Origin of the sequence: Leifsonia xyli (genome assembly GCA_001647635.1) — a bacterium.
Taxonomy (GTDB): Bacteria; Actinomycetota; Actinomycetes; order Actinomycetales; family Microbacteriaceae; genus Leifsonia; species Leifsonia xyli_A.
The window spans coordinates 2,372,115-2,394,334 of record CP014761.1 but is presented as its reverse complement, the minus strand read 5'-3'; the positions used below and the strand labels follow the sequence as shown (position 1 = coordinate 2,394,334).

The following is a 22,220-nucleotide window of genomic DNA, read 5'->3' as shown; positions in this document are numbered from 1 at the left end:
TCGTCCCTGTCGTCTCCGCGAGCACCGTCGCGAAGACGACAGGCGGGGCCGGGAGGGGCGCCGCGGCGACGGCACAACCGACCGGAAGAAAGACCCCGCACCACCGTGACGATCCAGGCTCAAGAGTCCGCCCGCCGGGCACGTCAGGCGGCCACGCGCCGCGGACGGCACCGGGCACCGGGATCGACGGAGACCTTCAGCCGCGGCTTCGACGCGCTGGGCCGACTGGCCGTCGGGGGCGTACAGGTCTCGGCCCGGGCGACCGACCTGTCGACCGGCGCCGTGCTGTTCTCGGTCGACGACCACGTCGTCATGCCGACGGCGAGCATCGGCAAGGTGCTGCTCCTGGTCGAGGTCGCGGCGCGGCTGCAGTCCGGTGAGCTCAGCCCGCTCGCCCACCTCGACCGCGACCCGCGCGATATCGCGGGCGAGTCGGGCATCTGGCAGCACCTCCACGTCCCGTCCCTTCCGGTCGCCGACCTGGCGGCCCTCGTCGGGGCGACCAGCGACAACCTGGCGACCAACGTGCTGCTGCGTCGCGTCGGCCTGGAGGCGGTGAGCGCTCGCACGGAGTCGCTCGGCCTCACCCGCACCGCGCTGCTCGACCTCGTGCGCGACCACCGCGGGCCGGATGACGCGCCCCAGCTCTCCGTCGGCAGCGCCAACGAGCTCACCTGGTTGTTCTCGGCGCTCGCGCGCGGCGAGATCGTCAACCCGGCGACCAGCCAGCGGGTCATCTCGTGGCTGTCGCTGAACAGCGACTTCTCGCTGGTGTCGAGCGCGTTCGGCCTCGACCCGCACTCGCACCGCCACCCGGAGCACGGCATCCTGCTCGTCAACAAGACGGGGACGGACGCCGGTGTGCGCAGCGAGGTCGGCGTGCTCCGCGGTCCTCGCGCGGGCGTCACCTATGCGGTGTCGACGTACTTCGACGACACCAGCCTTCCGGAGCGGCTGGCCGTGATCGAGGGGATGCGGGCCGTCGGGCTCGACCTGCTCGAGTACGTGTTCTGACCACCGCTCAGTCCTGCCGCGCGCTGCGGACCTGCTCCCATTCCGCGATGAGCTCCGGGAGACGTCCCTGGATGAAGCGGTAGAAGCCGGCCATGTCGCGAAGTCGCTCGGTGGCCGGCGAGTCCGGGTCGCCGACCGCGGCGAGACCCGCCTCGGCCTGATCGGCGAGGGTGCCGTAGATCGGACTGTTGCGCACCATCAGCGCGTACCAGTCGCTCGGGATCTCGTACCGGTCGCGGCGGCTGCCGTTCTGCGCCAGGCGACGGATGATGCCGAGCGTCTGCAGGTAGCGGACGGCGCCGGAGATCGCGGCCGGGCTGACGTCGAGGCGTTCCGCCAGCTCGGCGGCGGTGAGCCCGGGCGACTCGGTCACGGTGAGCGCCATGAGCACGCGCGCCGGCATCCTCGGGAACCCGGCCGCGGTCAGGACGGCGGCGGAGTGCTCCATCACCTCGGCGAGGGCCGCCTCGTCTCTGGCCATGGGCACCGTCCCGTCTCTATCCGATGGCGAAGTCGCGTCGGCGGATCAGCGCCGCAGCTGCCGCGAGGGCGGCGATCGTGATGCCGAGCATCCAGTATCCCCCGGTCCAGTCGACGTCCCCGACCACGACGGGGGCGTCGGCGAAGGGCGACAGGTGGCGGACCCAGTCCGGGAGTTGGATGAGGCCGCCGAAGATGCCGACGAAAGCGCCGAGCCCCAGGGCGGCCCAGCCCACCGCGACCGTCCAGCTGGGAAGAAGAACGAACAGCAACGTCAGCACGCCCAGGTAGACGAGCGCCACAGGGGCCTGGGCGGACGCGGCTGCGAAGGCGTGCCCGATCATGGACGTGTCCTCGCCTGCGGCCACCGCAGAGAGCCCCGCGGTGATCGCGGCGGCGAGCAGCACCGCGAGCACGGCGACGATGCCGACGCCGACGTACGAGAACAGCCACCGGATGCGGGAGACGGGCGTCGCGAGCAGCACCTCCGCGGTGCCCGACTGCTCCTCTTGGCGGAGCCGGATCACCGACTGCACGGCGCAGGCCGCTGCGAGCACTCCGACGATCGACAGGATGGCCGAGATGAACAGCTCGGTCAGCGGGCCGGACCCACCGGCGCCGATGCGTCGCATGGCCTCGCGGATGCCCGCGAGGTTCGGGTCGCTCGCCAGCTGGCTGTTGATCGCGCTGCCGAGGGCACCCGCCAGCAGGCCGCCGAGGGCGCCGCCGACCGTCCAGCCGATCACGACGGGTCGCTGCAGACGCCAGGCCAGACCGAACGTGCCCGACAGGCTGCGGGATGCCATGGCGCGGCCGGCTCGCTCCGGAACGAGTCCGGCGCCCGAGTCCCGCGCAGCCTGCAGCGCGAAGACGCCGACCACCAGCACCGCCGCGAGAGCGACCTGGAGGAGGATCGGCCACCACGAGTCCGCGGTGTATGCCGCCGTCTGCTCGCCCCAGCCGATCGGGCTCAGCCAGCTCGGCCAGGCCGCGCGCAGGTGCGTGCCGTCGCCGAAGGGCGTGCCCATCGCATCCCCGATCCCGCGAAGGAGGTACGCCGCAAGAACGACCGCCGAGGCGTACCCGTTCGCACCGCGCGACGTGCTCATGACCTGCGCCAGCAGCAGCCCGACGCCGAAGAAGGCGAGGCCGGATCCGCCGACCGCGGCTCCCGCGACGAACGATCCCGCGACAGGCAGGCCGGTCGAGAGGAACCCGAGCGCCGTGACGATGGCGAGCACCACATCCACCACCACGCGTAGACCACGGTCGCGGCGGTCGGGAGGAGCCGGCCTGCGGGCGTCGAGCCGATCAGCTCCGCCCGGCCCGAATCCTCCTCGGCCCGGGAGTGCCGGACGGCGAGGAAGGTGTTCATCAGCCCGGCGAGCAGCGCGAGGAACGTGAAGATCTCGAAGACGATCAGCGCGGGCAGTGTCGACCCCTGCGGCAGGCCGCGCAGCACCAGGATGGTCGGGTCGGCGATCGCCAGCCGGATGACCTGGTCTCGACCGGCCGCCGAGGCGTACGTCTGCTGCACGCTCGACGCCGAGAACGCCGCGAGCGCCGCGATGGAGAGCAGCCAGATCAGGAGCTGCCAGCGATCGCGACGCAACCGCTGACGCATCAGGGCGCGCAGGATCGCCGAAGTGCGCGGACCGGACGCGGCCACCCGCGCGTGCGCCGGCTCCAGGCGCGCGGCCGCGGTGCTCATCGCCGCGCCTCCTCCGGCTCGGGCGCGGCCTGCGTCAGATCGTCGCCGTAGTGCCGCAGGAACAGCTCCTCCAGCGACGGCGGCGCGACCGTCAGGCCGCGGACGTCGAGGCGCGCGAGCTCGGCGAGCACCGGTGCGAGTGCGTCGCTGTCGGCGGTGAAGCGGATCCGCCCGTCCCGCACGTCGACGTCGTGAGCGCTCGGGAGCTGCGCCAGCGCGTCCTGCGGCACGCCGTCGGCGCGGAAGGACACCTCGGTGCGCGTCAGGTGGCGCAGTTCGTCGAGCGTCCCGGTCTCGACCGTGCGGCCGGACCGGATGATCGTGACCCGGCCGCACAGCTGCTCGACCTCCGACAGGATGTGGCTGGAGAGCAGGACGGTCGCCCCCTCGGCCGCGACCCTCCGGATCTCGCTGTCGAACACCGCCTCCATCAGCGGGTCGAGCCCGCTGGTCGGCTCATCGAGGATGTAGAGGTCGGCCGGGGTGGCGAAGGCGGCGACGAGCGCGACCTTCTGCCGGTTGCCCTTGGAGTAGGCACGGCCCTTCTTGGTCGGGTCGAGCTGGAACACGTCGAGGAGCCGCTTCCGCCGTGCCGAGTAGGCCGACTTGTCGGAGGCGCCGCCGCGGAGGCGCGCCACGAGGTCGATCGCCTCCCCACCGGACAGGTTCGGCCACAGGCTGACGTCACCCGGCACGTAGGCGACGCGACGGTGCAGGTCGACCGCGTCCTTCCACGGGTCGCGGCCGAACAGTTCGGCGCGGCCGCCGTCCGGTCGCGCCAGGCCGAGCAGCACGCGGATCGTCGTGGACTTCCCGGCGCCGTTCGGGCCGAGGAACCCGTGGACGGTCCCCTGCGTCACGCTCAGATCGAGGCCGTCGAGGGCGCGCACGCGCCCGAATCGCTTTTCGAGTCCGGAGACGTCGATCACCGCATCCATGAGCGGGATCATACGCTCATTTCAGTAATTCGTGAAAGTTGTGATTGTTGCGAATCAGGCCTGGGTGCAGTCGACCGTCTCGATGCCCACGTAGTCGTAATCGGACGCGGAATCGGGGATCGTCAGAGTGAACGGGACGCCGGCCTCGAGGTCGACGATGGTGGTCCACTGGTCGAGGTCGTCGCCGTCCGGGCTGTCCGAGAATCCGGCGGTGATCTGCGCGCCGCTGCAGGTCTGGTCGGCCGTGAGCTCGAACGTCCAGCCGTCGACGTTGTGGACATGGACGCCGTCGACGTCGTAGTCCTGACCGGATGCGGAGTCTCCGCCCTGCGACGGATCGTCGGAGGAGTCGTCATACGGCGCGGCGCTCGATCCGACGTCGGAGCCCGCCAACCGGGACGACTCGTGCGCCACCGCGAAGATCCCGACGAACACCACGATCAGGATGACGAGCGCGACCGCGATGCTGCCCAGCGTGATGCCGACGATCGCGCCGGTGGACAGGCCACGTCGCGCGGGCGGCGGAGCTGCGTACCAGGAGCCGGCGGGATACGGCGGCTGCGGGGGGAGGGTCGGTCCGCCCGGCGCGTAAACCGGCGGCGGCGGAACAGTGGGCCCACCGGATCCGTAGCCCGGCGGCGGGACGGCGCCGCTGGGCGGCGGTGCGTATCCCGGGTGCTGCGGGGACGCATCCGCCGGGGCAGTCGGAGCCTGCGCCACGGGCGGCGCCACCGGCGTGCTCGGCGCCTGCCAGGCGGACGCCGCGAGGAGCGCATCCCGCGCCGCCGTCACCGTGTCGCGCCGCTGCTCGTCGTCACCGGCCTCGGTCAGCTTCGCCGCATAGGCCCGCTGGACCTCGTCCACCGGCGCCGTCGGCGCCACTCCCAGTACATCGGCCGCCTCCTTCGGACTCACCGCTCCCCCTTCGACCTCGATGCGTCTGGCTCGATCGTAGTGGCCCGCGGGTGAGCGGGGTCGTCAGACCAGGATGCCGCTCAGTCCCCGCATCGACCCGTCGCGGTCGCGCCGCCCCCGGCGCTCGGCCGTGGCGATCTCGCCGAGCTCGCGGACGGCCCGATGGTAGTACCCCGCCGCCACCCCGGCGCGGTACAGCCCCGGCCGCAGGTCGGCCTCGTTGCGGAGTCGGATCTCGGCCTGCGCGGCCTCGATCGAGGAGATGATCTTCACGCCGGCGCGGTACCGGATGAGCCGGTGCACCCACTGGTCGAGCAGGTCGGGCAGTCCCGCCGGCACCCGGTCGTGCTCGGCCGCGAGCGAGCTGCGCGCCCGCGTCGACGCCTGCGCGTCCGCCCCGGCCGCCACCGCCTCACGTTCGGCGCGACGCCGGTCGGCCGCCATCACGGACAGCAGGTCGTCGTGCCGGTTGGCCTGTCGCGACAGCACCTCGAGCTCGTCGAGCGCCGCCGCGAGCTCGTCTTCGTAGCCGACGTACGACTCGGGATGTGCCGCACGGTCGCCCGCCAGGTCGGCTCGTGCGGTGGTCGCCTGCGCCTTGGTGAGCAGCGTGCGCCCGTTGCGCACCCGCTCCAGCCGCCACGTCCAGGTGGCGAGGGGCTCCGGCATCAGGTGGCTCATGCGTCCACCGTACGGTCGACCACCGACATCGGCGGCAGCGGCGCCGCGCGTCGGTGGGCGGGGCTAGCGTGGAGGGTCGTGAGCACCATCCTGCGCCGTCCCGTCGATCGCGAGATCCTGCGGCTCGCCGTCCCGGCGCTCGGCGCGCTGATCGCCGAGCCGGTGTTCCTGCTGGCCGACTCGGCGATGGTCGGGCACCTGGGCGTCGAGCCGCTGGCGGGACTCGGGATCGCCAGCGCGGTGCTCCAGACGATCGTCGGACTGATGGTGTTCCTCGCGTACAGCACGACGCCGGCGGTCGCGCGGCGGCTCGGCGCGGGCGACCTGCACGGCGCGGTCGCCGCCGGGGTCGACAGCTGCTGGCTCGCGCTCGCGCTCGGCGTGGTGCTCGCGGCGGCGGGATGGGCGGCGTCGCCGTTCCTCGTGGGGCTGTTCGGCGCCTCGCCCGGCGTGACGGGTCAGGCCGAGCAGTATCTCTCGATCTCGATGCTCGGGCTTCCGGCGATGCTCATCGTCTACGCCGCGACCGGCGTGCTGCGCGGCCTGCAGGACACCCGCACGCCCCTGGCGGTCGCGGTGGCGGGCTTCGCGGCGAACATCGTGCTCAACTTCGTCTTCATCTACGTCGCCGGCCTCGGGATCGCGGGCTCGGCGCTGGGAACGGTCGCGGCGCAGTGGGCGATGGTCGCCGTCTACGGGGTGATCGTCGCGCGGCATGCGCGGCGGGTGGGCGCGCCCCTCCTGCCCCACCACGCCGGGATCGGGCGGACGGCCCGGGCGGGTGGATGGCTGTTCCTTCGCACCGCGAGCCTGCGTGCGGCGATGCTGCTGGCGGTGTTCGCGGCCACGCAGCTCGGACCGGACGAGCTCGCCGCCTTCCAGGTGACCATGACCGTCTTCGCGACGCTCGCCTTCGCCCTCGACGCCCTGGCGATCGCCGCGCAGGCCCTGATCGGCAAGGGGCTGGGCGAAGGCGACCTGAAGGGCGTCCGCACGGTGCTGCGGCGATGCATCCAATGGGGCATCGGCGCCGGTGCGGTGCTCGGCGTGGTGACCGTCGCGCTGAGCCCGTTCGCCGCCGCGCTGTTCACCAGCGACCCGTCCGTCGCCGCACTGCTGCCGCTCCCCCTCGCGATCGTGGGCCTGGGCGCGCCGCTCGGCGGCTACGTCTTCGTGCTCGACGGAGTGCTCATCGGCGCCGGCGACGCGCGGTACCTGGCGCTGACCGGGCTCATCAACGTGGCGGTCTTCGTCCCGCTCGCGATCGCGGCGGCAGCCTGGGGCGGGCACGACGTGCTCGGGCTGGCGGCCCTGACGGCCGCGTTCGCGCTGGGCTACCTGGGTGCGCGCGCCGTCACGCTGGGCCTGCGCGCCCGGGGGCGGGTCTGGATGCGCGCGGGCGCCTCGGTCTGACGCCCGCGCGCGGCGGAGGTCAGGCCAGCCACTCCCGCGCGGCCACGACCAGTGCGCGCACGCCTGTGTCGATCGTCGGCTGCGGCAGCGGGGCGAAGAAAGGCGAGTGGTTCGTCGGGATATCCGTGTCCGCGGTCCCGGCGGCCATCGCGGCGAAGACGGTCTCCGGGTCGGCCCCTCCGAGCATCCAGTAGACCAGCGGCGCTCCGGCGGCGGTGGCCAGGTTGCCGACGTCCTCGCTGCCGGAGAGTGCCCCCGGCGCGAGCACCTTGTCCTCGCCGAACTCGGCGGCGAAGGCGGCGTTGACGCGCGCCGTGGCGTCCGGCTCGTTGACCGTCACCGGGTAGCGCTCGCCCCACTCCATGTCGGGCGCCTTCGGCGCTCCGGACGCCTCCGACTCCGCGCGGATGATGCGGTGCACGCCGTCGAGCACGCGCTGCCGCACCTCCTCGTTGAAGCTGCGCACGCTGATCCCGAGGGTCGCCTCCGCGGCGATGATGTTGTTCTTCGTGCCGGCATGGAGGCTGCCGACGGTGACGACGGCGGTGTCCTGCGGCGCGATCTCGCGCGACACGACCGTCTGCAGCCGCATGACCGTCGCCGCGGCCATCACGACCGGGTCGATGGTGGTCTCGGGGCGGGAGCCGTGGCCGCCGCGACCGTGCAGCGTCACCTCCATGGTGTCCACTGCGGCCATCGCGGCGCCGGGGTGGGCTCCGACCATGCCAGCAGGCGCCGGCAGCACGTGCTGGCCGAGCACCACATCTGGCACCGGGATCTTCACGTACAGGCCGTCGTCGACCATCACCTGCGCACCGCCGCCGTGCTCCTCGGCGGGCTGGAAGAGGGCGATCAGCGTCCCGGACCACTCCGACCGCGACGCGTTCAGCGACTCCACCGCGCCGAGCAGGCAGGTGATGTGGATGTCGTGGCCGCAAGCGTGCATCAGCGGCACGGTGTTGCCCGCCGCGTCCGTCACCGTCTCGGTCGACGCCCACGGCAGCCCGGTCTGCTCGCGGACGGGGAGCGCATCCATGTCGGCCCGCAGCAGGACGGTCGGGCCGTCGCCGTTGCGGAGCACGCCGACGACGCCGGTCGTCGCGATGCCCGTATGGACCTCGAGGCCGAGCTCCGTCAGGTTGTCGGCGACGATGCCTGCCGTGCGGTGCTCGGTGAAAGCGAGCTCGGGGTGGGCGTGCAGGTCGCGGTACAGCGCTTCGAGATCCATACCGCCAGCCTACGACCGCCCGCTAGCCCTCCCGGGGGCCGCCGTCGTGTTGCCCTGGTGGAACACGCTGGTGAAGGTGGAGGGATGCGGCACGCCGCCTTCGAGCATCTCGACCACGGCGCGACCGGCGGCACGGCCCTTGTCGACGGCCGGCTGGACGAGCGTGGTGAGGTCGTAGGGCCAGAGCCCGTCGACGCGGACTCCGTCGAACCCGACCACGCTCACGTCGCCCGGCACCGTCAGTCCGAGCTCCTCGGCGGCGCGGATGACGCCCGCGGCGAGCAGGTCGCTCTGCGCGATGATGGCGGTCGGCCGGCGGGCGGCGTCGGCCAGCAGCGCGCGGCCGGCGGCGCGGCCCTCCTCGACGAAGGACCCGCGGGTCACCCAGCCGCCCGCGTCCGGGAAGACGTCGCGGGCGCCGGCGAGGCGCTCGATCGCGGTGGTGGAGCTGGCGGCGGCCATCCGATCCGGCGTCAGCGCACCCCGGGCGCGGTCTCGGGTGAGCGAGAGGGTGACGACGGCGACGTCGCGGTGGCCGAGGTCGTGGAGGTGCTGCGCGGCGACGCGGGTCGCGTCGCGGTTGTCCTGGCCGATGGTCGGCACGCCGTCGGCCGGGTCGCCCTCGATCGCGACGAGCGGGATGCCGCGCTGGCGGAGCGTGGCGACCGATTCGTCCAGCCGGGGGCTGCAGCCGACGAGCACCACCGCATCCATCGGCGCGTCCTCGATGCGCTGGGCGGCCTCGCCCGCGTCGGTGAGGATGAGGAGGCCGGCGTCGATCGCGCCGATCTCCTCGGTGATCCCGTCGAGAAGGGCGATCTTGATGGGGTCGCGGAACGCGTCGCGGACGCGCTCCTCCATCACCACGCCGACGATGCCCGAGCGGCCGCGGCGGAGGGAGCGGGCGCGCGGGTCGGGCCCCGCGTAGTTGAGGCGCTTGGCGGCTGCGAGCACGCGCTCGCGCGTGGCGTCGGACACCGGACCGGTGCCGGAGAAGGCGAGCGACGCCGTCGAGTTGGACACGCCGGCCAGGCGGGCGACGGCGGCCAGCGTCGGCCGGACGCCCGCAGGGGCTGTGCTGGATTCGTTCACGTGTGGTAGCTTAGTCGAATCGTTTCGATCGAAACGATTCGAGCCGCCGAACCCGCAGGAATCGCACCGATGTCACAGCCGACCTCCACCCCGACGCGCACCCGCCGAGAGCTGCGAGCCTGGCGTAACGCGGTGTTCGTGATCTTCATCCTGAGCGGGCTCTCGCTCGCAACCTGGGTGGCGCGCATCCCCGGCATCCGTGATGACCTGGGCCTCGGCAAGGACCCTGCTGCCATCGGCCTGCTGATCCTCGGGCTGTCGATCGGATCCATCGTCGGCCTCACGGCGTCGTCTCCGATCCTCCTCCGCTTCGGACCGCACCGCGGGATGGTCGCGGGGCTCTCCATCGTCGCCGTCGGGATGCTGAGCATCGGCTTCGGCTCGACCGTCTTCCACCTGGTCCCGCTCGTCGCGATCGGGCTGGTGCTGCTGGGATTCGGCAACGGGATGGTCGACGTGATGATGAACGTCGAGGCGACGGCGGTCGAACGCGAGATCGGCAAGACGCTGCTGCCGCTGATGCACGCCTGTTTCAGCCTCGGAACCGTGATCGGCGCGGGCCTCGGCGCACTCGCCGCCTGGCTGGCGGTACCGGTGGTCTGGCATCTGGGCGGGATGGCGGTCGTGATCGTCGTGATCGCCGTCGTGGCCGTCCGCTTCATCCCGCGCGAGGCGGAGCTGGGCGACCAGGGGGCGGTTCCGACCGAGCGGATCCCGTTCGGCGAGCGCCTGCGCTCGTCGCTCGCGGTCTGGGCCGACTGGCGACTGATCCTGATCGGGATCGTGATGCTCGGCATGGCCTTCGGGGAGGGATCCGCGAACGACTGGATCTCACTCGCCGTGGTCGACGGTCACGGCCAGAGCAACTCCGTCGGTGCGGTCGTCTTCGGCTTCTTCGTCGCGGCGATGACCGTCGGCCGCGTGGTGGGCGGCCCGGTCGTGGACCGCATCGGGCGCGTGGCCGCCATTCGGATCACCGCGGCGATGGGCGCTGTCGGACTGGTGCTGTTCATCGTCGGCGGCCCGATGTGGCTGGTCGTGATCGGTACCGTGCTGTGGGGCTTCGGCGTCTCGCTCGGCTTCCCGCTCGGCATGTCCGCCGCTGCGGACGGCACGGCGAACCCGGCCGCCCGGGTGTCGGCCGTCGCGACCATCGGTTACTGCGCGTTCCTCGCCGGGCCTCCGCTGATCGGCTTCCTCGGCCAGCACTTCGGGCTGCTCAACGCGCTGTTCCTCGTCCTCGCGCTGCTGGTCGCGGCGTTCCTCGCCGCTCCCGCCGTCCGCCCGGTCGCCGCTCCCGCGCCCGCCCGCGAGCCCGCCTCCGACCCCGCCTAGGCGCACCTTCCGCTCGCTGAGGTGCAGCTACCTGCGGTCGACACGCCGCCGAACCGCGCAAGAAGCTGCACTTCGCGCTCTGGATAGGTGCCCGAGGCGCGTGAGTGAGATCGAGGCGCGTGAGTGAGGTCAGGGGAAGGCGATGCGGACCGGTGTCGGGACCGGGGAGGCGCCGAGGAGGGTGAGCGCGCGGGTCGGCTCGTCGAACGCGAAGACCGTGATCTCGTCGCTGTCCTGACAGGCCGCGAGCACGCGGTCGCCCTCGGGCGTGATCACGAGGTCGCGCGGCGACCGCCCGCCCACCGGGACTGTGGCGACGAGCGAGACGCGCGACTCGGACGGGTCCAACGCGAACACGGCGATGGTGTCGTCGCCGCGGTTGCTCACGAGCACGGTCGTGCCGGATGAGGTGATACAGACCGCCGCCGGCGCATTGTCCCCGGTCGCGTCATCCGCCCGCGTCGTCGTGCTCTGCACCCGCACGAACCGCTCGCCCTCCCGTCGCAGCACGTCGATGCTGGAGTCGAGCTCGTTGACGAGCAGGGCGCGCGTCCCGTCGGCGGTGAACGCCAGATGCCGCGGGCCGGCCGAACCCAGGACCACCGTCGCCTCTGGCCGAAGGGCGAGTTCGCCGGAGTCCGACAGCGCGTACCAGCGCACCTCGCCGAGCCCGAGGTCGACGACCACCACATCGCCGCTCACCGGGTCGATGCTGAGCTGGTGCACGTGAGGCGCCTCCTGCCGCTCCGGGTCGGGGCCGCGTCCCTCGTGCCGCACGAACGCGGTCCGCTCACCGAGGCCGCCGTCGTCGCCCAGCGCGTAGACGGACACGGTGCCGCTCCCGTAGGTGCCCGTGACGAGCAACGGGAGAGTCGGATGCACGACCAGGTGCGCCGGCGACGCTCCCCCGCTCGACGCCGAGCCGAGCTCCGTCAGAGCGCCGTCGGACGCCCGCGAGAAAGCCACGACGCTTCCATCTGGCTCGTTCTCGCTCACCGCGTAGACCGCCGCGCCGCCGCGTGCGACCGACACCCAGGAGGGATTCGTCACCCGCGCCGCAACCCGCACGTCCGTCACCGTCGTCCCGTCGAACGTCGCCGACAGCACTCCCTCCGCGTGGCCGTCGACGTGCGGGAGGGTCTCTGTGTACGTGCCGATGAGGAGTTCGCGGGACATGCGCCCATCCAACCACCGCGCGCGCACGTAGTCCGATGACCCCAAGTAGGATTGCCCGGTGCGTCTCGTCATTGCCACCTGCTCCGTCGACTATGCCGGCCGGCTCAGCGCGCACCTCCCCCTGGCCACCCGCCTGCTGATGCTGAAGGCGGACGGCAGCCTCCTCGTCCACTCCGATGGCGGCTCGTACAAGCCCCTCAACTGGATGAGCCCGCCCTGCACGCTGACGGTCGACGAGCCGGACGAGCTGCAGCAGGCGGCGGGCATCCGCGAGGTGTGGCGCGTCACCCAGGCGAAGACCGCCGACATGCTCGTGGTCTCGATCCACGAGATCCTGAGCGACACCTCGCACGACCTCGGCGTCGACCCCGGGCTGCAGAAGGACGGCGTGGAGGCGCACCTGCAGAAGCTGCTGGCCGAGCAGATCCACCTGCTGGGCGACGGCCATGTGCTGGTCCGGCGCGAGTACATGACCGCAATCGGGCCGGTGGACATCCTCGCCCGCGATGGTCAGGGAGCCGCGGTAGCGGTCGAGCTGAAGCGCCGGGGCGACATCGACGGCGTCGAGCAGTTGACCCGCTACCTCGAGCTGATGAACCGCGACCCGCATCTCGCGCCCGTGACCGGCGTGTTCGCCGCTCAGGAGATCAAGCCGCAGGCCCGCACGCTCGCCGAGGACCGCGGCATCCGCTGCCTGGTGCTCGACTACGACGCGATGCGCGGCCTCGACGACAGCGACAGCAGGCTGTTCTGATGGCCCGCCCCGCACCGCGCTTCCCGCAGAGCTATGAGAACGGCCCCGTCAAGAAGGCCCTCGCGGCGATCACCGCCGAGCCGACCCTCGAGAACCTGGATGCGCTGCTCGCCGCCGCGACCAAGGGCGGCCTGGTCGTGGATGTGACCGGGTCCACCCCGCAGGACACGCGCCTCCGCACGATCAGCTCCACCACCGGCGAGGCGGTGCTGCCGCTCTTCACATCGATGAACGCGCTCCGTGCTGCCGTCGCGCAGACCGCGGAGGGCGAGGGCGCCCGCGTCCAGGCCGTCATCGTGCCCGCGCTGGAGGCGCTCGGGTTCATCCGCACCGCCGACTTCGTGGCCGTGCAGTTCGACCCGGGAGCGGAGCACACCATGGTGGTCGCGCGCTCCCACATCGAGTCCGCCCTCAGCGAGCGCTGACCCGGGCTCCAGATACCTGACATACAGTAGGACCGCTATGACCAACCCGACCCCCACCGTCACCCGCACCTGGACCTGCATCCTGTTCGACCTCGACGGCACCCTCACCGACTCCGCCCCCGGCATCACCTCCTCGCTCGCCCGCATGTTCGCGACGCTGGGCCGACCCGTGCCGACCCCCGCCCAGCTGCTCGAGTACGTCGGGCCGCCGCTGCTCGACTCGCTCGAGAAGTTCGGCGGCATGACCGAGCCCGAGGCCCGAGAGGCGCTCGCGGTCTACCGCGCGGACTACGCCGAGCACGGCGCGCTCGACTCGGCCGTCTTCCCCGGCATCCGCGGCCTGCTGGAGCGTGTCCACGCGTCCGGCATCCCGATCGCGCTGGCGACGAGCAAGCCCGAGATCCAGGCCACGCGCATCCTCGAGCACTTCGGCCTCGCGAAGTACTTCGACGTCATCACGGGCGCGACCGAGGACGAGAGCCGCAGCGCGAAGGCGGACGTGGTGGCCGAGGCCCTGCGACGCCTCGGCGAGCGCGGCGTCGACCTCGACCACACCGTGATGGTCGGGGACCGGGCGTACGACGTCGAGGGCGCGGGCGCGCACGGGCTGCCGACCATCCTCGTCGAATGGGGCTACGGCTCCCCGGCCGAGGCTGCGGGCGCGATCGCGGTCGTGCATTCGGCCGACCAGCTGAGCCAGCTGCTCCTGGGCTGAACGAGAATTCCGTGCAGGCACTGTCCCGCGCGGGAGCACATCGCCGAGTAGGCTGAGTGGTTGCGATACCGCACCTCATACAGCACTAGGAATCAACATGCGCACACGTAATCCGTTCGTTCCGGCCGCCATCGTCGCGGCCCTGACTATCGCCACGCTGGCCGGCTGCTCGTCCAACGGCAACGGCAACTACGTCACCCCGCAGACGCCGGGGTCGTCCTCCTCGTCCAAGGCCACCGCTGACGCAGGCTCGGACTCGGGCCAGACGTCCGAGGAGCTCCCCGCCGACTTCCCGAAGAGCGATGTCCCGCTCGTCGAGGGCACCGTCGTGGTGGCCCGCGGCGACAAGGACAACGGCTGGTCGGTCACCGTTCAGCCGTCGGGCAAGAACGGCTTCGCCGACGCCACGTCCGCGCTGAAGGACAAGGGCTACACCGAGCAGGCCGGCGCCACCGACTCCGCCGCCGTCTTCACCAACGACAAGTACACCGTCGCGGTGAAGACTCCCGGCGTCTCGGTCACCTACGCCGTCACCGCCAACTGACACCACCCGCTCGACGCCCCGCCGTCGAGTACGCGAAGAGTGCACGCTGACCACCCGGTCGGCGTGCACTCTTTGCGTACTGGGGGGTGTGTCAGGCGTCGATCATGCGGACGAGCTCGTCGATGAAGGCCGTGAAGGTGTCGGCGCGGCGGATGAGGGCGAGCACGGCGTCGCGGTCGGAGAAGACCTCGACGAACTGGTCGAAGACGGTCTGGAAGGATGCGCGTCCCTCCGCCGAGAAGGCGATGAACGCGATGACGTTCACCCGCGCATCACCCCAGTCGATCGCGGTGTCGTTGACGACGATCGCGATCGCCGTGCGCTTCGCGCTCATCGTCATCGAGTGCGGAACCGCCAGCGAGTCGGTGAACGCGGTCGACGACATCTGTTCGCGCTCGACCGTCTGATCCACGTACTCCTGGTCGATCGCGCCGGCCGCGATCATCCGGTCGCCGAGGGCGCGGATCATCGTGATCGGGTCGCGCGCGTAGAAGTTGCGCAGGAACAGGCTCTCGTCGAAGTACTCCAGCAGCTCGCTCTTGATGCGCGCCCGATGACGCTGGCGGCGGATGCGGGAGGCGGCCTGCCGCACGTGCTCCACATCCGTCTCGGTCAGGAACGGCTGCACGATGACCGTGTTCTCGCGCCGGACCAGCGGGTCGATCGTCGTGAGTACCAGATCGGCGTCGATCGCGTCCCAGTCGGCGTCGGTGGAGGTGATGACGCTGGTGATGTCGAGTTCGTCGCCGAGCGTGCTCTCGAGCCGCTCGCGCAGCAGGATGTGCATGTCGTAGTAGTTGGGACACACGACCGCGCAGGTGACCGCATCCCGCCGCCGCGACTGCTGCTCCAGGTAGGCGCCGACGTGCATCGCGATGTAGGCGATCTCGTCGTCGTTGACGGCGATCCCCTCGGCCGCCTGCAGCCGGCTCGCGATGTACACGGCCAGCTCGTAGATCATCGGGTACGAGCTCTTGATGGAGCGGGTGAGCGGGTTGCGCGAGTACGAGTTCTCGTGCGCCCGGGCGATCAGGTTCTGGACGTGCAGGGTCAGCCGCACGATGAAGTCCTCGTCGTGCAGATCGACCAGGTACTCGGTGGAGGCGCGGTCGATGATGCCGCGGACCACCTCCAGGTCGGCGGGGCTGACGAACTCCGCGACCGTGTCGCGTCCGGCGCCGGGCGCGATCACGCGCGTCCGCATCAGGATGGCGAGGTAGCGCAGCTCGGTCGGGTCGAGGGCGGTGCCGAAATGCCGCGCGATCAGCTCGCCGAGGTCGCGCGCGAGCGAGCGGATGGTCTCACTCGCCTCCGGCTCTTCGACCGTCGGCAGCACGCGGTCCTTCGCGACCCGGTCGAGGGCGACCGCCATGTGGAGCAGCACGTCGTTGATGCCGTACTCGTTGACGAAGAAGCCCCGCGCGTCCAGCATCGCCACCAGGTCGGACTTGAACTCGGCCAGCCCCTGCGAGCCGAAGGCCTCCTGGATGCGCGCCACGTCCACCACGCTCTGCCGCATCTCGTCGCGGAAGAGCCGCGAGAGGAGCTTCCTCCGCGCGATCTCCGGCCCGAGCAGCTGCACCGTGCCGCCGTGCCGCTCCAGGGACAGTTCGGTGCCGGCCAGCAGGCCGCGCATCCGGGTCAGGTCGGACTCGATGGTGGAGTCGGAGACGAACAGGCTCTCGGCGGTCTCGTACACATCCACGCCCTCGGGTTCGTCGAGCAGGCGTCGGACCAGGAAGACCAGCCGTTCCTGCGGCGACCCGGCGGTGCCCGCCTCCGAGGTGCCGTCGCCGGCCAGGAAGGCGGCGTACGCGTCGGTCTTGACCCGGTAACCGCTCGGCCCCGACTCGACCAGCTCGCCGAGCGCGGCGGCGTACGACCGGATGCTGCGGGTCGTCACGCCGATGTCGCGCGCGAGCTCGCCCGCCGTCACCCAGGCAGCACGGCGCGCGAGGATGTCGAGCATCCTCGTCTGCTTCGCCGAGAGCGCCACCGCGACCACCTTCCGAGACGAGTCAACCACCCCGCCGGGCTGCGGCCGGGAGTTCCGCCAATCTTTCCGCACCCCCGGAAGAAACGCTGCTGGAACCGCCCCTGCGGCCGGAGGGACCATGATCGACGTCCCATGAGCTCCACCCCGGAAAGGCAAGATCGATGAGGATCGTGGTCGTTTGCGGCGCCGGCGCGTCCAGCACCTTCGTGGCCGTCAAGCTGCGCAGCGCCGCCCGGACGCGCGGGACGATCGTCGAGGTCGAGCCCGGAAGCGCCAGCCAGCTGGACTCCCTGGACGGCGTGGACGTCGTCCTCGTCGGCGCGCACCTCGAGTACGCCGTCCCCGGACTGCGCGAACGCGCCGCCGCCACCGGCACGGCCGTGGCCGTGCTGCCTCCCGTCTCCCCCGCGGCCCTCGACGGCGAGCGCGCGCTGGACCTGGCCCTCAGCGCCAAGGCGACGACACTATGAGAGACACAGCGGCCACTCGGCCGGCACGGAGCGAAGGAGATCATGACCATGGCTGAACGGATCATCACCGTCGGATCGGCGCACGGGCTGCACGCCCGCCCGGCGAAGCTCTTCGTCGAGGCGGTCAACGGCTCGGGCGCGAAAGTGAAGCTGACGAAGGAGGGCGGCAAGACCGTCGACGCCGGCAGCATCCTCGGTGTGATCTCACTGGGCATCGACCACGGCGACAAGATCGTGCTCACCACCGACGCCGACAACGGCGAGGCCGTCCTCGACGATCTGGCCGAGATCCTGGCCACGGACCACGACGCCTGATCATGAGCGATTCGTCCACTCTCACCGGCGCCGGCATCGGCCAGGGCGTCGCCATCGGGCACGTCCTGCGGATGTCGGCCCCGCTGCCCGAGCCGGCCGACCAGCCGAGCACGCGCACGCCCGACGAGGAGAAGGCGCGCGTCCAGGAGGCGGTGGCCGCGGTCGCCGCCGACCTGCGTGAACGCGCCTCTACCGTGACGGGCACCGCGGCGGACGTGCTCGAGGCGCAGTCGATGATGGCGGAGGACTCCACCCTCGCCGACGACGTCGCCTCCCGGATCGACGGCGGCAAGACCGCCGAGCGCGCCGTGTTCGAAGGCTTCGCGGTGTTCCGCGACATGCTGAAGGACCTCGGCGGCTACATGGGCGAGCGCGCCGGCGACCTCGACGACGTCTCGCAGCGGGTCGTCGCGGCGCTCGAAGGAAAGCCGGCGCCGGGCGTCCCGCACTCGGACGAGCCGTACATCCTGGTCGCCCACGACCTCGCGCCGGCCGACACGGCCCTGCTCGACCTGACGAAGGTGCTCGGGCTGGTGACCAAGGAGGGCGGACCGACCTCGCACACCGCGATCCTGGCGCGCGAGAAGTCGATCGTCGCGGTCGTCGGCGCCGCCGGGGCGGACCAGCTTTCCGACGGCGACGAGGTCGTCGTGGATGCGGCCACCGGCACGGTCACGGTCGCACCGACCGACGACCAGCGCGCCGACGCGCAGCGCCGCATCGACGAGCGCGCGGCAGCGCTCGCTGGCGGCGTCGAGCCGGGCGCCCTCGCGGACGGCACGCCCATCCCGCTGCTGGCGAACCTCGGCTCGGCCGAAGGCGCCGAGGGCGCGGTCGCCGCGGGCGCCGAGGGCGTCGGGCTGTTCCGCACCGAGTTCCTGTTCCTGGATGCGCGCATGGCGCCGACCGTGGAGCAGCAGCGCGAGCAGTACATCAAGCTGCTGAGCGCGTTCCCCGGTCAGAAGGTCGTCGTCCGGGTGCTCGACGCCGGCGCGGACAAGCCGCTGGAATTCCTCAACGACGCCCACGAGGACAACCCCGCCCTGGGCCTCCGCGGTCTGCGCTCGCTGCGCGCCAATGAGGACATCCTCCGCGAGCAGCTGACCGCCCTCGCCGAGGCGGACGCCCAGACCGACGCCGACCTGTGGGTCATGGCGCCGATGGTGTCCACCGTCGAGGAGACGCGCTACTTCACCGAGCTGGGCCGCGAGTACGGGCTCAAGACGGTCGGCGTGATGGTCGAGGTGCCCTCGGCCGCGCTGCTCTCCGACCGCGTCCTCCAGGTGGCCGACTTCGCGTCCATCGGCACCAACGACCTCACGCAGTACACCCTCGCGGCCGACCGCCTCCTCGGCTCGGTCGCCGGCTTTCAGGACCCGTGGCATCCCGCCGTCCTCCGCCTGATCGGCGAGGTCGGCGCGGCGGGCGCCGCGCACTCCAAGCCGGTGGGGATCTGCGGCGAGGCGGCAGCGGACCCGCTGCTCGCCGTGGTGCTCGTCGGACTCGGCGCCACCACCCTCTCCATGTCGCCGGCGGCCCTCGCCGACGTGCGGCTCTCCCTCAAGCGCTACACCCTCGGACAGGCCCGATCCCTGGCCGAGACCGCCCTGGCCGCCGATGGCGCGGCCGAAGCCCGGGAAGCGGTCCGCGCGGCCGCCGAGCGGTTCACCTCCTAACCCCGACACACCAGAAAGAGGCACCGAAATGACGACGGCGACAGCGACGACGCCGAAGAAGCCGAGCAGCGCACGCGTCCACGTGCAGCGGTTCGGCACCTTCCTCTCCAACATGGTCATGCCGAACATCCCCGCGTTCATCGCGTGGGGGTTCATCACGGCCCTGTTCATCGCGACCGGATGGCTGCAGAACACGGGATGGGCGATCAGCCCGATCCTCGGCGGCTTCGGCGACCAGGCGAAGATCGGCTGGCAGGGCGCGGCGACCGTGCTCTCGCAGGACCCGAGCGGCCACACCTTCCAGCAGTACGTCGGCCTGGTCAGCCCGATGATCACGTACCTGCTCCCGCTGCTCATCGCGAACACCGGCGGCCGCATGGTCTACGGCGTCCGCGGCGGCGTGGTGGGCGCGATCGCGACCATGGGCGTGATCGTCGGATCGACCATCCCGATGTTCATCGGCGCCATGATCCTCGGGCCGGGCGCCGCCTGGGTCATGAAGCAGGTCGACCGCCTCTGGGAGGGCAAGATCAAGGCCGGCTTCGAGATGCTGGTCAACAACTTCTCCGCCGGCATCGTCGGCATGCTCCTCTCGATCGCCGCCTTCTTCGGAATCGCGCCGATCGTCGAGTGGCTGAGCTCGGTCCTCGGCGGCGCGGTCAACTGGCTCGTCTCGGCGCACCTGCTGCCCTTCGCGAGCATCCTGATCGAGCCGGGCAAGGTGCTGTTCCTCAACAACGCCATCAACCACGGCGTGCTCACCCCGCTGGGCGTCGAGCAGGCGCAGCAGACCGGCAAGTCGATCCTGTTCCTGCTGGAGGCCAACCCAGGCCCCGGCTTCGGCATCCTGATCGCGTACTCGATCTTCGGTCTGGGCATCGCCAAGGCGAGCGCACCGGGCGCCGCGCTGATCCAGTTCGTCGGCGGCATCCACGAGATCTACTTCCCGTACGTGCTCATGAAGCCGGCCATCATCATCGCGGCCATCCTCGGCGGCATGACCGGCATCGCCACCAACGTCACCTTCGGATCGGGCCTGCGCGCCCCGGCCTCCCCCGGATCGATCATCGCGGTGCTGCTGCAGACCCCGGCGGACAGCTTCGTGGGCGTGACGCTCTCCGTGGTGCTCGCGGCCGCCGTGTCCTTCATCGCCGCGTCGATCATCCTGCGGGCCAGCCGCAAGCGCGACCTCGCCGCCGGCAACGCCGGTGACCTGTCCGCCGCCGTCGCGCAGACCGAGGCCAACAAGGGCAAGGAGTCGTCGATCCTCGAGGGCCTGGTCCAGGAGGGCGAGCACGACACCGGCGACGCCGAGGGCGACGCCACCAAGCGACTGGTGCAGAACATCGTCTTCGCGTGCGACGCTGGGATGGGTTCGAGCGCGATGGGCGCGTCCGTGCTGCGCAACAAGATGAAGAAGGCCGGCGTCGAAGGCGTCACGGTGACCAACCAGGCCATCAGCAACCTCGACGGCACCGCCGACCTGGTCATCACGCAGCGCGAGCTCACCGACCGCGCGAAGGGCCAGTCGCCGAACTCGCTCCACGTCTCGGTCGACAACTTCATGAACAGCCCCAAGTACGACGAGGTCGTCGACCTCGTCGCCAACCAGCAGAAGACCCCGGAGGACGCCAACAAATGACCGACACGATTCTCGACCGGGCGAACGTCGTGGCGGCGGGTTCCGCGACCACGCGGGAGGACGCGATCCGCGAGGCGGGTGAGCTGCTCGTGAGGGCGGGCGCCGTCGAGCCGGGTTACGTCGACTCGATGCAGGACCGCGAGAACACCGTCTCCACCTTCATGGGGAACGGCCTCGCCATCCCGCACGGCACCAACGAGTCCAAGGACGAGATCAAGCGGTCGGCGCTGTCCTTCATCCGCTACTCCTCGCCGCTCGACTGGGGCGGCGAGGAGGTGCGGTTCGTCGTCGGCATCGCCGGGCAGAACAACGAGCACCTCGAGATCCTGTCGAAGATCGCCATCCTCTTCTCGGAGGAGGACGACGTGCAGAAGCTGCTGGAGGCTCCGGATGCGGACACCCTGTACGCGCTCTTGGGAGATGTGAACGAGTGAAGGCCGTCCACTTCGGTGCGGGCAACATCGGACGCGGCTTCGTGGGGCTCCTGCTCCACGAAGCCGGGTACGAGGTCGTGTTCGCCGACGTCAACGCCGAGCTGATCGACGCGCTGGCCGCCGCCGACTCCTACGACGTCCACCTGGTGGGCGAGGAGTCGGAGACCAGGACGGTCACCGGGTTCCGCGCGATCAACAGCGCGACGGACGAGGAGGCGCTGGTCGCCGAGATCGCGACGGCGGACGTCGTCACGACGGCGGTCGGACCGCGCATCCTCCGCTTCGTCGCGCCGGTGATCGCCCGCGGGCTCGCCGCCCGCGCGGAGGACGCCCCGCGCCTCGCCGTCATGGCGTGCGAGAACGCGATCGGCGCTTCCGACCTGCTGGCCGCCGAGCTGATGGACGGGCTGCCGGACGACGACACCCGCGAAGAGCTGGGCGCGCGCGCCGTCTTCGCGAACACCGCCGTCGACCGGATCGTGCCGGCCCAGGCCCCGGACGCCGGCATCGACGTGACCGTTGAGACGTTCTACGAGTGGGTCGTCGACCGCACGCCCTTCGGCGGCCACGAGCCGCGCATCCCGGGCGCGCATTTCGTGGACTCGCTGGGTCCGTACATCGAGCGCAAGCTGTTCACGGTCAACACCGGCCACGCGACGGTCGCCTACACGGGCTTCCTGAAGGGCGCGACGACTATCAGCGAGGCGATCGGCATCCCCGAGGTGCGCGAGGCCGCCGAGGCCGCGCTGCGCGAGACGTCGGCGGCGCTGTCTGCGAAGCACGGGCTGTCGGAGGAGGAGCTGGCCGCCTACCGGGCCAAGATCCTCGGCCGTTTCGCCAATCCGTACCTCGTGGACGAGGTCACGCGCGTCGGCCGCGAGCCCATCCGCAAGCTGGGCCGCAACGACCGCTTCGTCGGCCCGGCGTCCGACTACGCGGAGTTCGTGGGCGGCGTCCCCGATGGCCTGCTCGCGGCGATCGGCGCGGCCCTCCGCTTCGACGTTCCCGAGGACAGCCAGAGCGTCGAGCTGCAGCGGCTGCTCGACGAGGCGGATGCCTCAGCCATCGTCGAGGAGGTCATGGGCGTCGCTCCCGACGACACCCTCCACGACCCCCTCACCGCGGTCGTCGTGACCGCACAACAGGACCGCCGAGACGAGTCCCTCTGAGCCGTGCCCCCCAGCACGGGAAAAACGCTCCGGATTCCCCCGATCCGGAGCGTTTTTCCTGTGCTCGGGGGCCGGGGCTGGGTGTTCGCCGACGACC

22 protein-coding genes are annotated in these 22,220 nt (G+C 71.4%); 13 read left to right on the top strand and 9 right to left on the bottom strand.

Annotation, left to right across the window (positions count from 1 at the left end; all coding sequences use genetic code 11):
* The first annotated feature begins 105 nt into the window (after positions 1-105).
* A complete protein-coding gene (locus A0130_11810) occupies positions 106-1,014 on the top strand; it encodes a serine hydrolase (protein ANF32266.1) in 909 nt (302 codons plus the stop codon).
* A 7-nt stretch (positions 1,015-1,021) separates the two neighbouring features.
* Here A0130_11810 and A0130_11805 read toward each other — a convergent pair whose 3' ends face one another.
* From A0130_11805 to A0130_11785, 5 genes are all read right to left on the bottom strand, one after another.
* Positions 1,022-1,495, bottom strand: a complete 474-nt coding sequence (locus tag A0130_11805; GenBank protein ID ANF32265.1) for a hypothetical protein — start codon at positions 1,493-1,495, stop codon at positions 1,022-1,024.
* A 16-nt stretch (positions 1,496-1,511) separates the two neighbouring features.
* Complete coding sequence (locus A0130_11800) at positions 1,512-2,735, bottom strand: hypothetical protein (GenBank protein ID ANF32264.1); 1,224 nt, start codon at positions 2,733-2,735, stop codon at positions 1,512-1,514.
* Positions 2,736-3,201: 466 nt separating this feature from the next.
* On the bottom strand, positions 3,202-4,134 hold the full coding sequence (locus tag A0130_11795; GenBank protein ANF33418.1) for an ABC transporter: 933 nt from the start codon (positions 4,132-4,134) through the stop codon (positions 3,202-3,204).
* A gap of 63 nt (positions 4,135-4,197) precedes the next feature.
* A complete protein-coding gene (locus A0130_11790) occupies positions 4,198-5,025 on the bottom strand; it encodes a hypothetical protein (GenBank protein ID ANF32263.1) in 828 nt (275 codons plus the stop codon).
* Between the two features lie 96 nt (positions 5,026-5,121).
* Positions 5,122-5,739 (bottom strand): hypothetical protein, encoded by a 618-nt coding sequence (locus tag A0130_11785; protein ID ANF32262.1) that lies wholly within the window; start codon positions 5,737-5,739, stop codon positions 5,122-5,124.
* A 78-nt stretch (positions 5,740-5,817) separates the two neighbouring features.
* Here A0130_11785 and A0130_11780 point away from each other — a divergent pair, with 78 nt between their 5' ends.
* Positions 5,818-7,152, top strand: coding sequence for an MATE family efflux transporter (locus tag A0130_11780; protein ID ANF32261.1), 1,335 nt, complete (start codon positions 5,818-5,820; stop codon positions 7,150-7,152).
* A 19-nt stretch (positions 7,153-7,171) separates the two neighbouring features.
* Here A0130_11780 and A0130_11775 read toward each other — a convergent pair whose 3' ends face one another.
* Together A0130_11775 and A0130_11770 are read right to left on the bottom strand one after the other, a co-directional pair.
* Positions 7,172-8,380: an amidohydrolase gene (locus A0130_11775; protein ANF32260.1), complete on the bottom strand. Its 1,209-nt coding sequence runs from the start codon at positions 8,378-8,380 to the stop codon at positions 7,172-7,174.
* Positions 8,381-8,389: 9 nt separating this feature from the next.
* Positions 8,390-9,472 (bottom strand): transcriptional regulator, encoded by a 1,083-nt coding sequence (locus tag A0130_11770; GenBank protein ANF32259.1) that lies wholly within the window; start codon positions 9,470-9,472, stop codon positions 8,390-8,392.
* A 69-nt stretch (positions 9,473-9,541) separates the two neighbouring features.
* Between A0130_11770 and A0130_11765 the strand changes: the two genes are divergently transcribed.
* Positions 9,542-10,807: an MFS transporter permease gene (locus tag A0130_11765; GenBank protein ID ANF32258.1), complete on the top strand. Its 1,266-nt coding sequence runs from the start codon at positions 9,542-9,544 to the stop codon at positions 10,805-10,807.
* A 129-nt stretch (positions 10,808-10,936) separates the two neighbouring features.
* Here the strand turns inward: A0130_11765 and A0130_11760 are convergent, their stop codons facing one another.
* On the bottom strand, positions 10,937-11,983 hold the full coding sequence (locus A0130_11760) for a hypothetical protein (GenBank protein ANF32257.1): 1,047 nt from the start codon (positions 11,981-11,983) through the stop codon (positions 10,937-10,939).
* 58 nt (positions 11,984-12,041) lie between these two features.
* On the opposite strand from A0130_11760, the gene A0130_11755 reads away from it, so the two are divergent.
* From A0130_11755 to A0130_11740, 4 genes are all read left to right on the top strand, one after another.
* Complete coding sequence (locus A0130_11755) at positions 12,042-12,737, top strand: endonuclease (protein ANF32256.1); 696 nt, start codon at positions 12,042-12,044, stop codon at positions 12,735-12,737.
* Positions 12,737-13,162: a hypothetical protein gene (locus A0130_11750; GenBank protein ID ANF32255.1), complete on the top strand. Its 426-nt coding sequence runs from the start codon at positions 12,737-12,739 to the stop codon at positions 13,160-13,162. The genes A0130_11755 and A0130_11750 overlap by 1 nt, the downstream gene beginning before the upstream one ends.
* A gap of 37 nt (positions 13,163-13,199) precedes the next feature.
* Positions 13,200-13,877: a haloacid dehalogenase gene (locus tag A0130_11745; GenBank protein ID ANF32254.1), complete on the top strand. Its 678-nt coding sequence runs from the start codon at positions 13,200-13,202 to the stop codon at positions 13,875-13,877.
* A gap of 97 nt (positions 13,878-13,974) precedes the next feature.
* Positions 13,975-14,421, top strand: a complete 447-nt coding sequence (locus A0130_11740; protein ID ANF32253.1) for a hypothetical protein — start codon at positions 13,975-13,977, stop codon at positions 14,419-14,421.
* A gap of 91 nt (positions 14,422-14,512) precedes the next feature.
* On the opposite strand, the gene A0130_11735 is transcribed toward A0130_11740, so the two are convergent.
* Complete coding sequence (locus A0130_11735; GenBank protein ID ANF33417.1) at positions 14,513-16,417, bottom strand: transcriptional antiterminator; 1,905 nt, start codon at positions 16,415-16,417, stop codon at positions 14,513-14,515.
* Positions 16,418-16,578: 161 nt separating this feature from the next.
* On the opposite strand from A0130_11735, the gene A0130_11730 reads away from it, so the two are divergent.
* Genes A0130_11730 through A0130_11705 form a run of 6 tightly spaced genes read left to right on the top strand, consistent with a single transcriptional unit; the run spans position 16,579 to position 22,123 of the window.
* Positions 16,579-16,887: a PTS IIB subunit gene (locus A0130_11730; protein ANF32252.1), complete on the top strand. Its 309-nt coding sequence runs from the start codon at positions 16,579-16,581 to the stop codon at positions 16,885-16,887.
* Positions 16,888-16,935: 48 nt separating this feature from the next.
* Entirely contained in the window at positions 16,936-17,202 is a 267-nt protein-coding gene (locus A0130_11725) for a phosphotransferase (GenBank protein ID ANF33416.1), read from the top strand.
* 2 nt (positions 17,203-17,204) lie between these two features.
* On the top strand, positions 17,205-18,878 hold the full coding sequence (locus A0130_11720) for a phosphoenolpyruvate--protein phosphotransferase (GenBank protein ID ANF32251.1): 1,674 nt from the start codon (positions 17,205-17,207) through the stop codon (positions 18,876-18,878).
* Positions 18,879-18,906: 28 nt separating this feature from the next.
* Positions 18,907-20,520 (top strand): PTS mannitol transporter subunit IIB, encoded by a 1,614-nt coding sequence (locus tag A0130_11715; GenBank protein ANF32250.1) that lies wholly within the window; start codon positions 18,907-18,909, stop codon positions 20,518-20,520.
* Positions 20,517-20,954 (top strand): PTS mannitol transporter subunit IIA, encoded by a 438-nt coding sequence (locus A0130_11710; protein ID ANF32249.1) that lies wholly within the window; start codon positions 20,517-20,519, stop codon positions 20,952-20,954. Before A0130_11715 ends, A0130_11710 begins: the two co-directional genes overlap by 4 nt.
* A complete protein-coding gene (locus A0130_11705; GenBank protein ANF32248.1) occupies positions 20,951-22,123 on the top strand; it encodes a mannitol-1-phosphate 5-dehydrogenase in 1,173 nt (390 codons plus the stop codon). The genes A0130_11710 and A0130_11705 overlap by 4 nt, the downstream gene beginning before the upstream one ends.
* Positions 22,124-22,220: the final 97 nt, after the last annotated feature.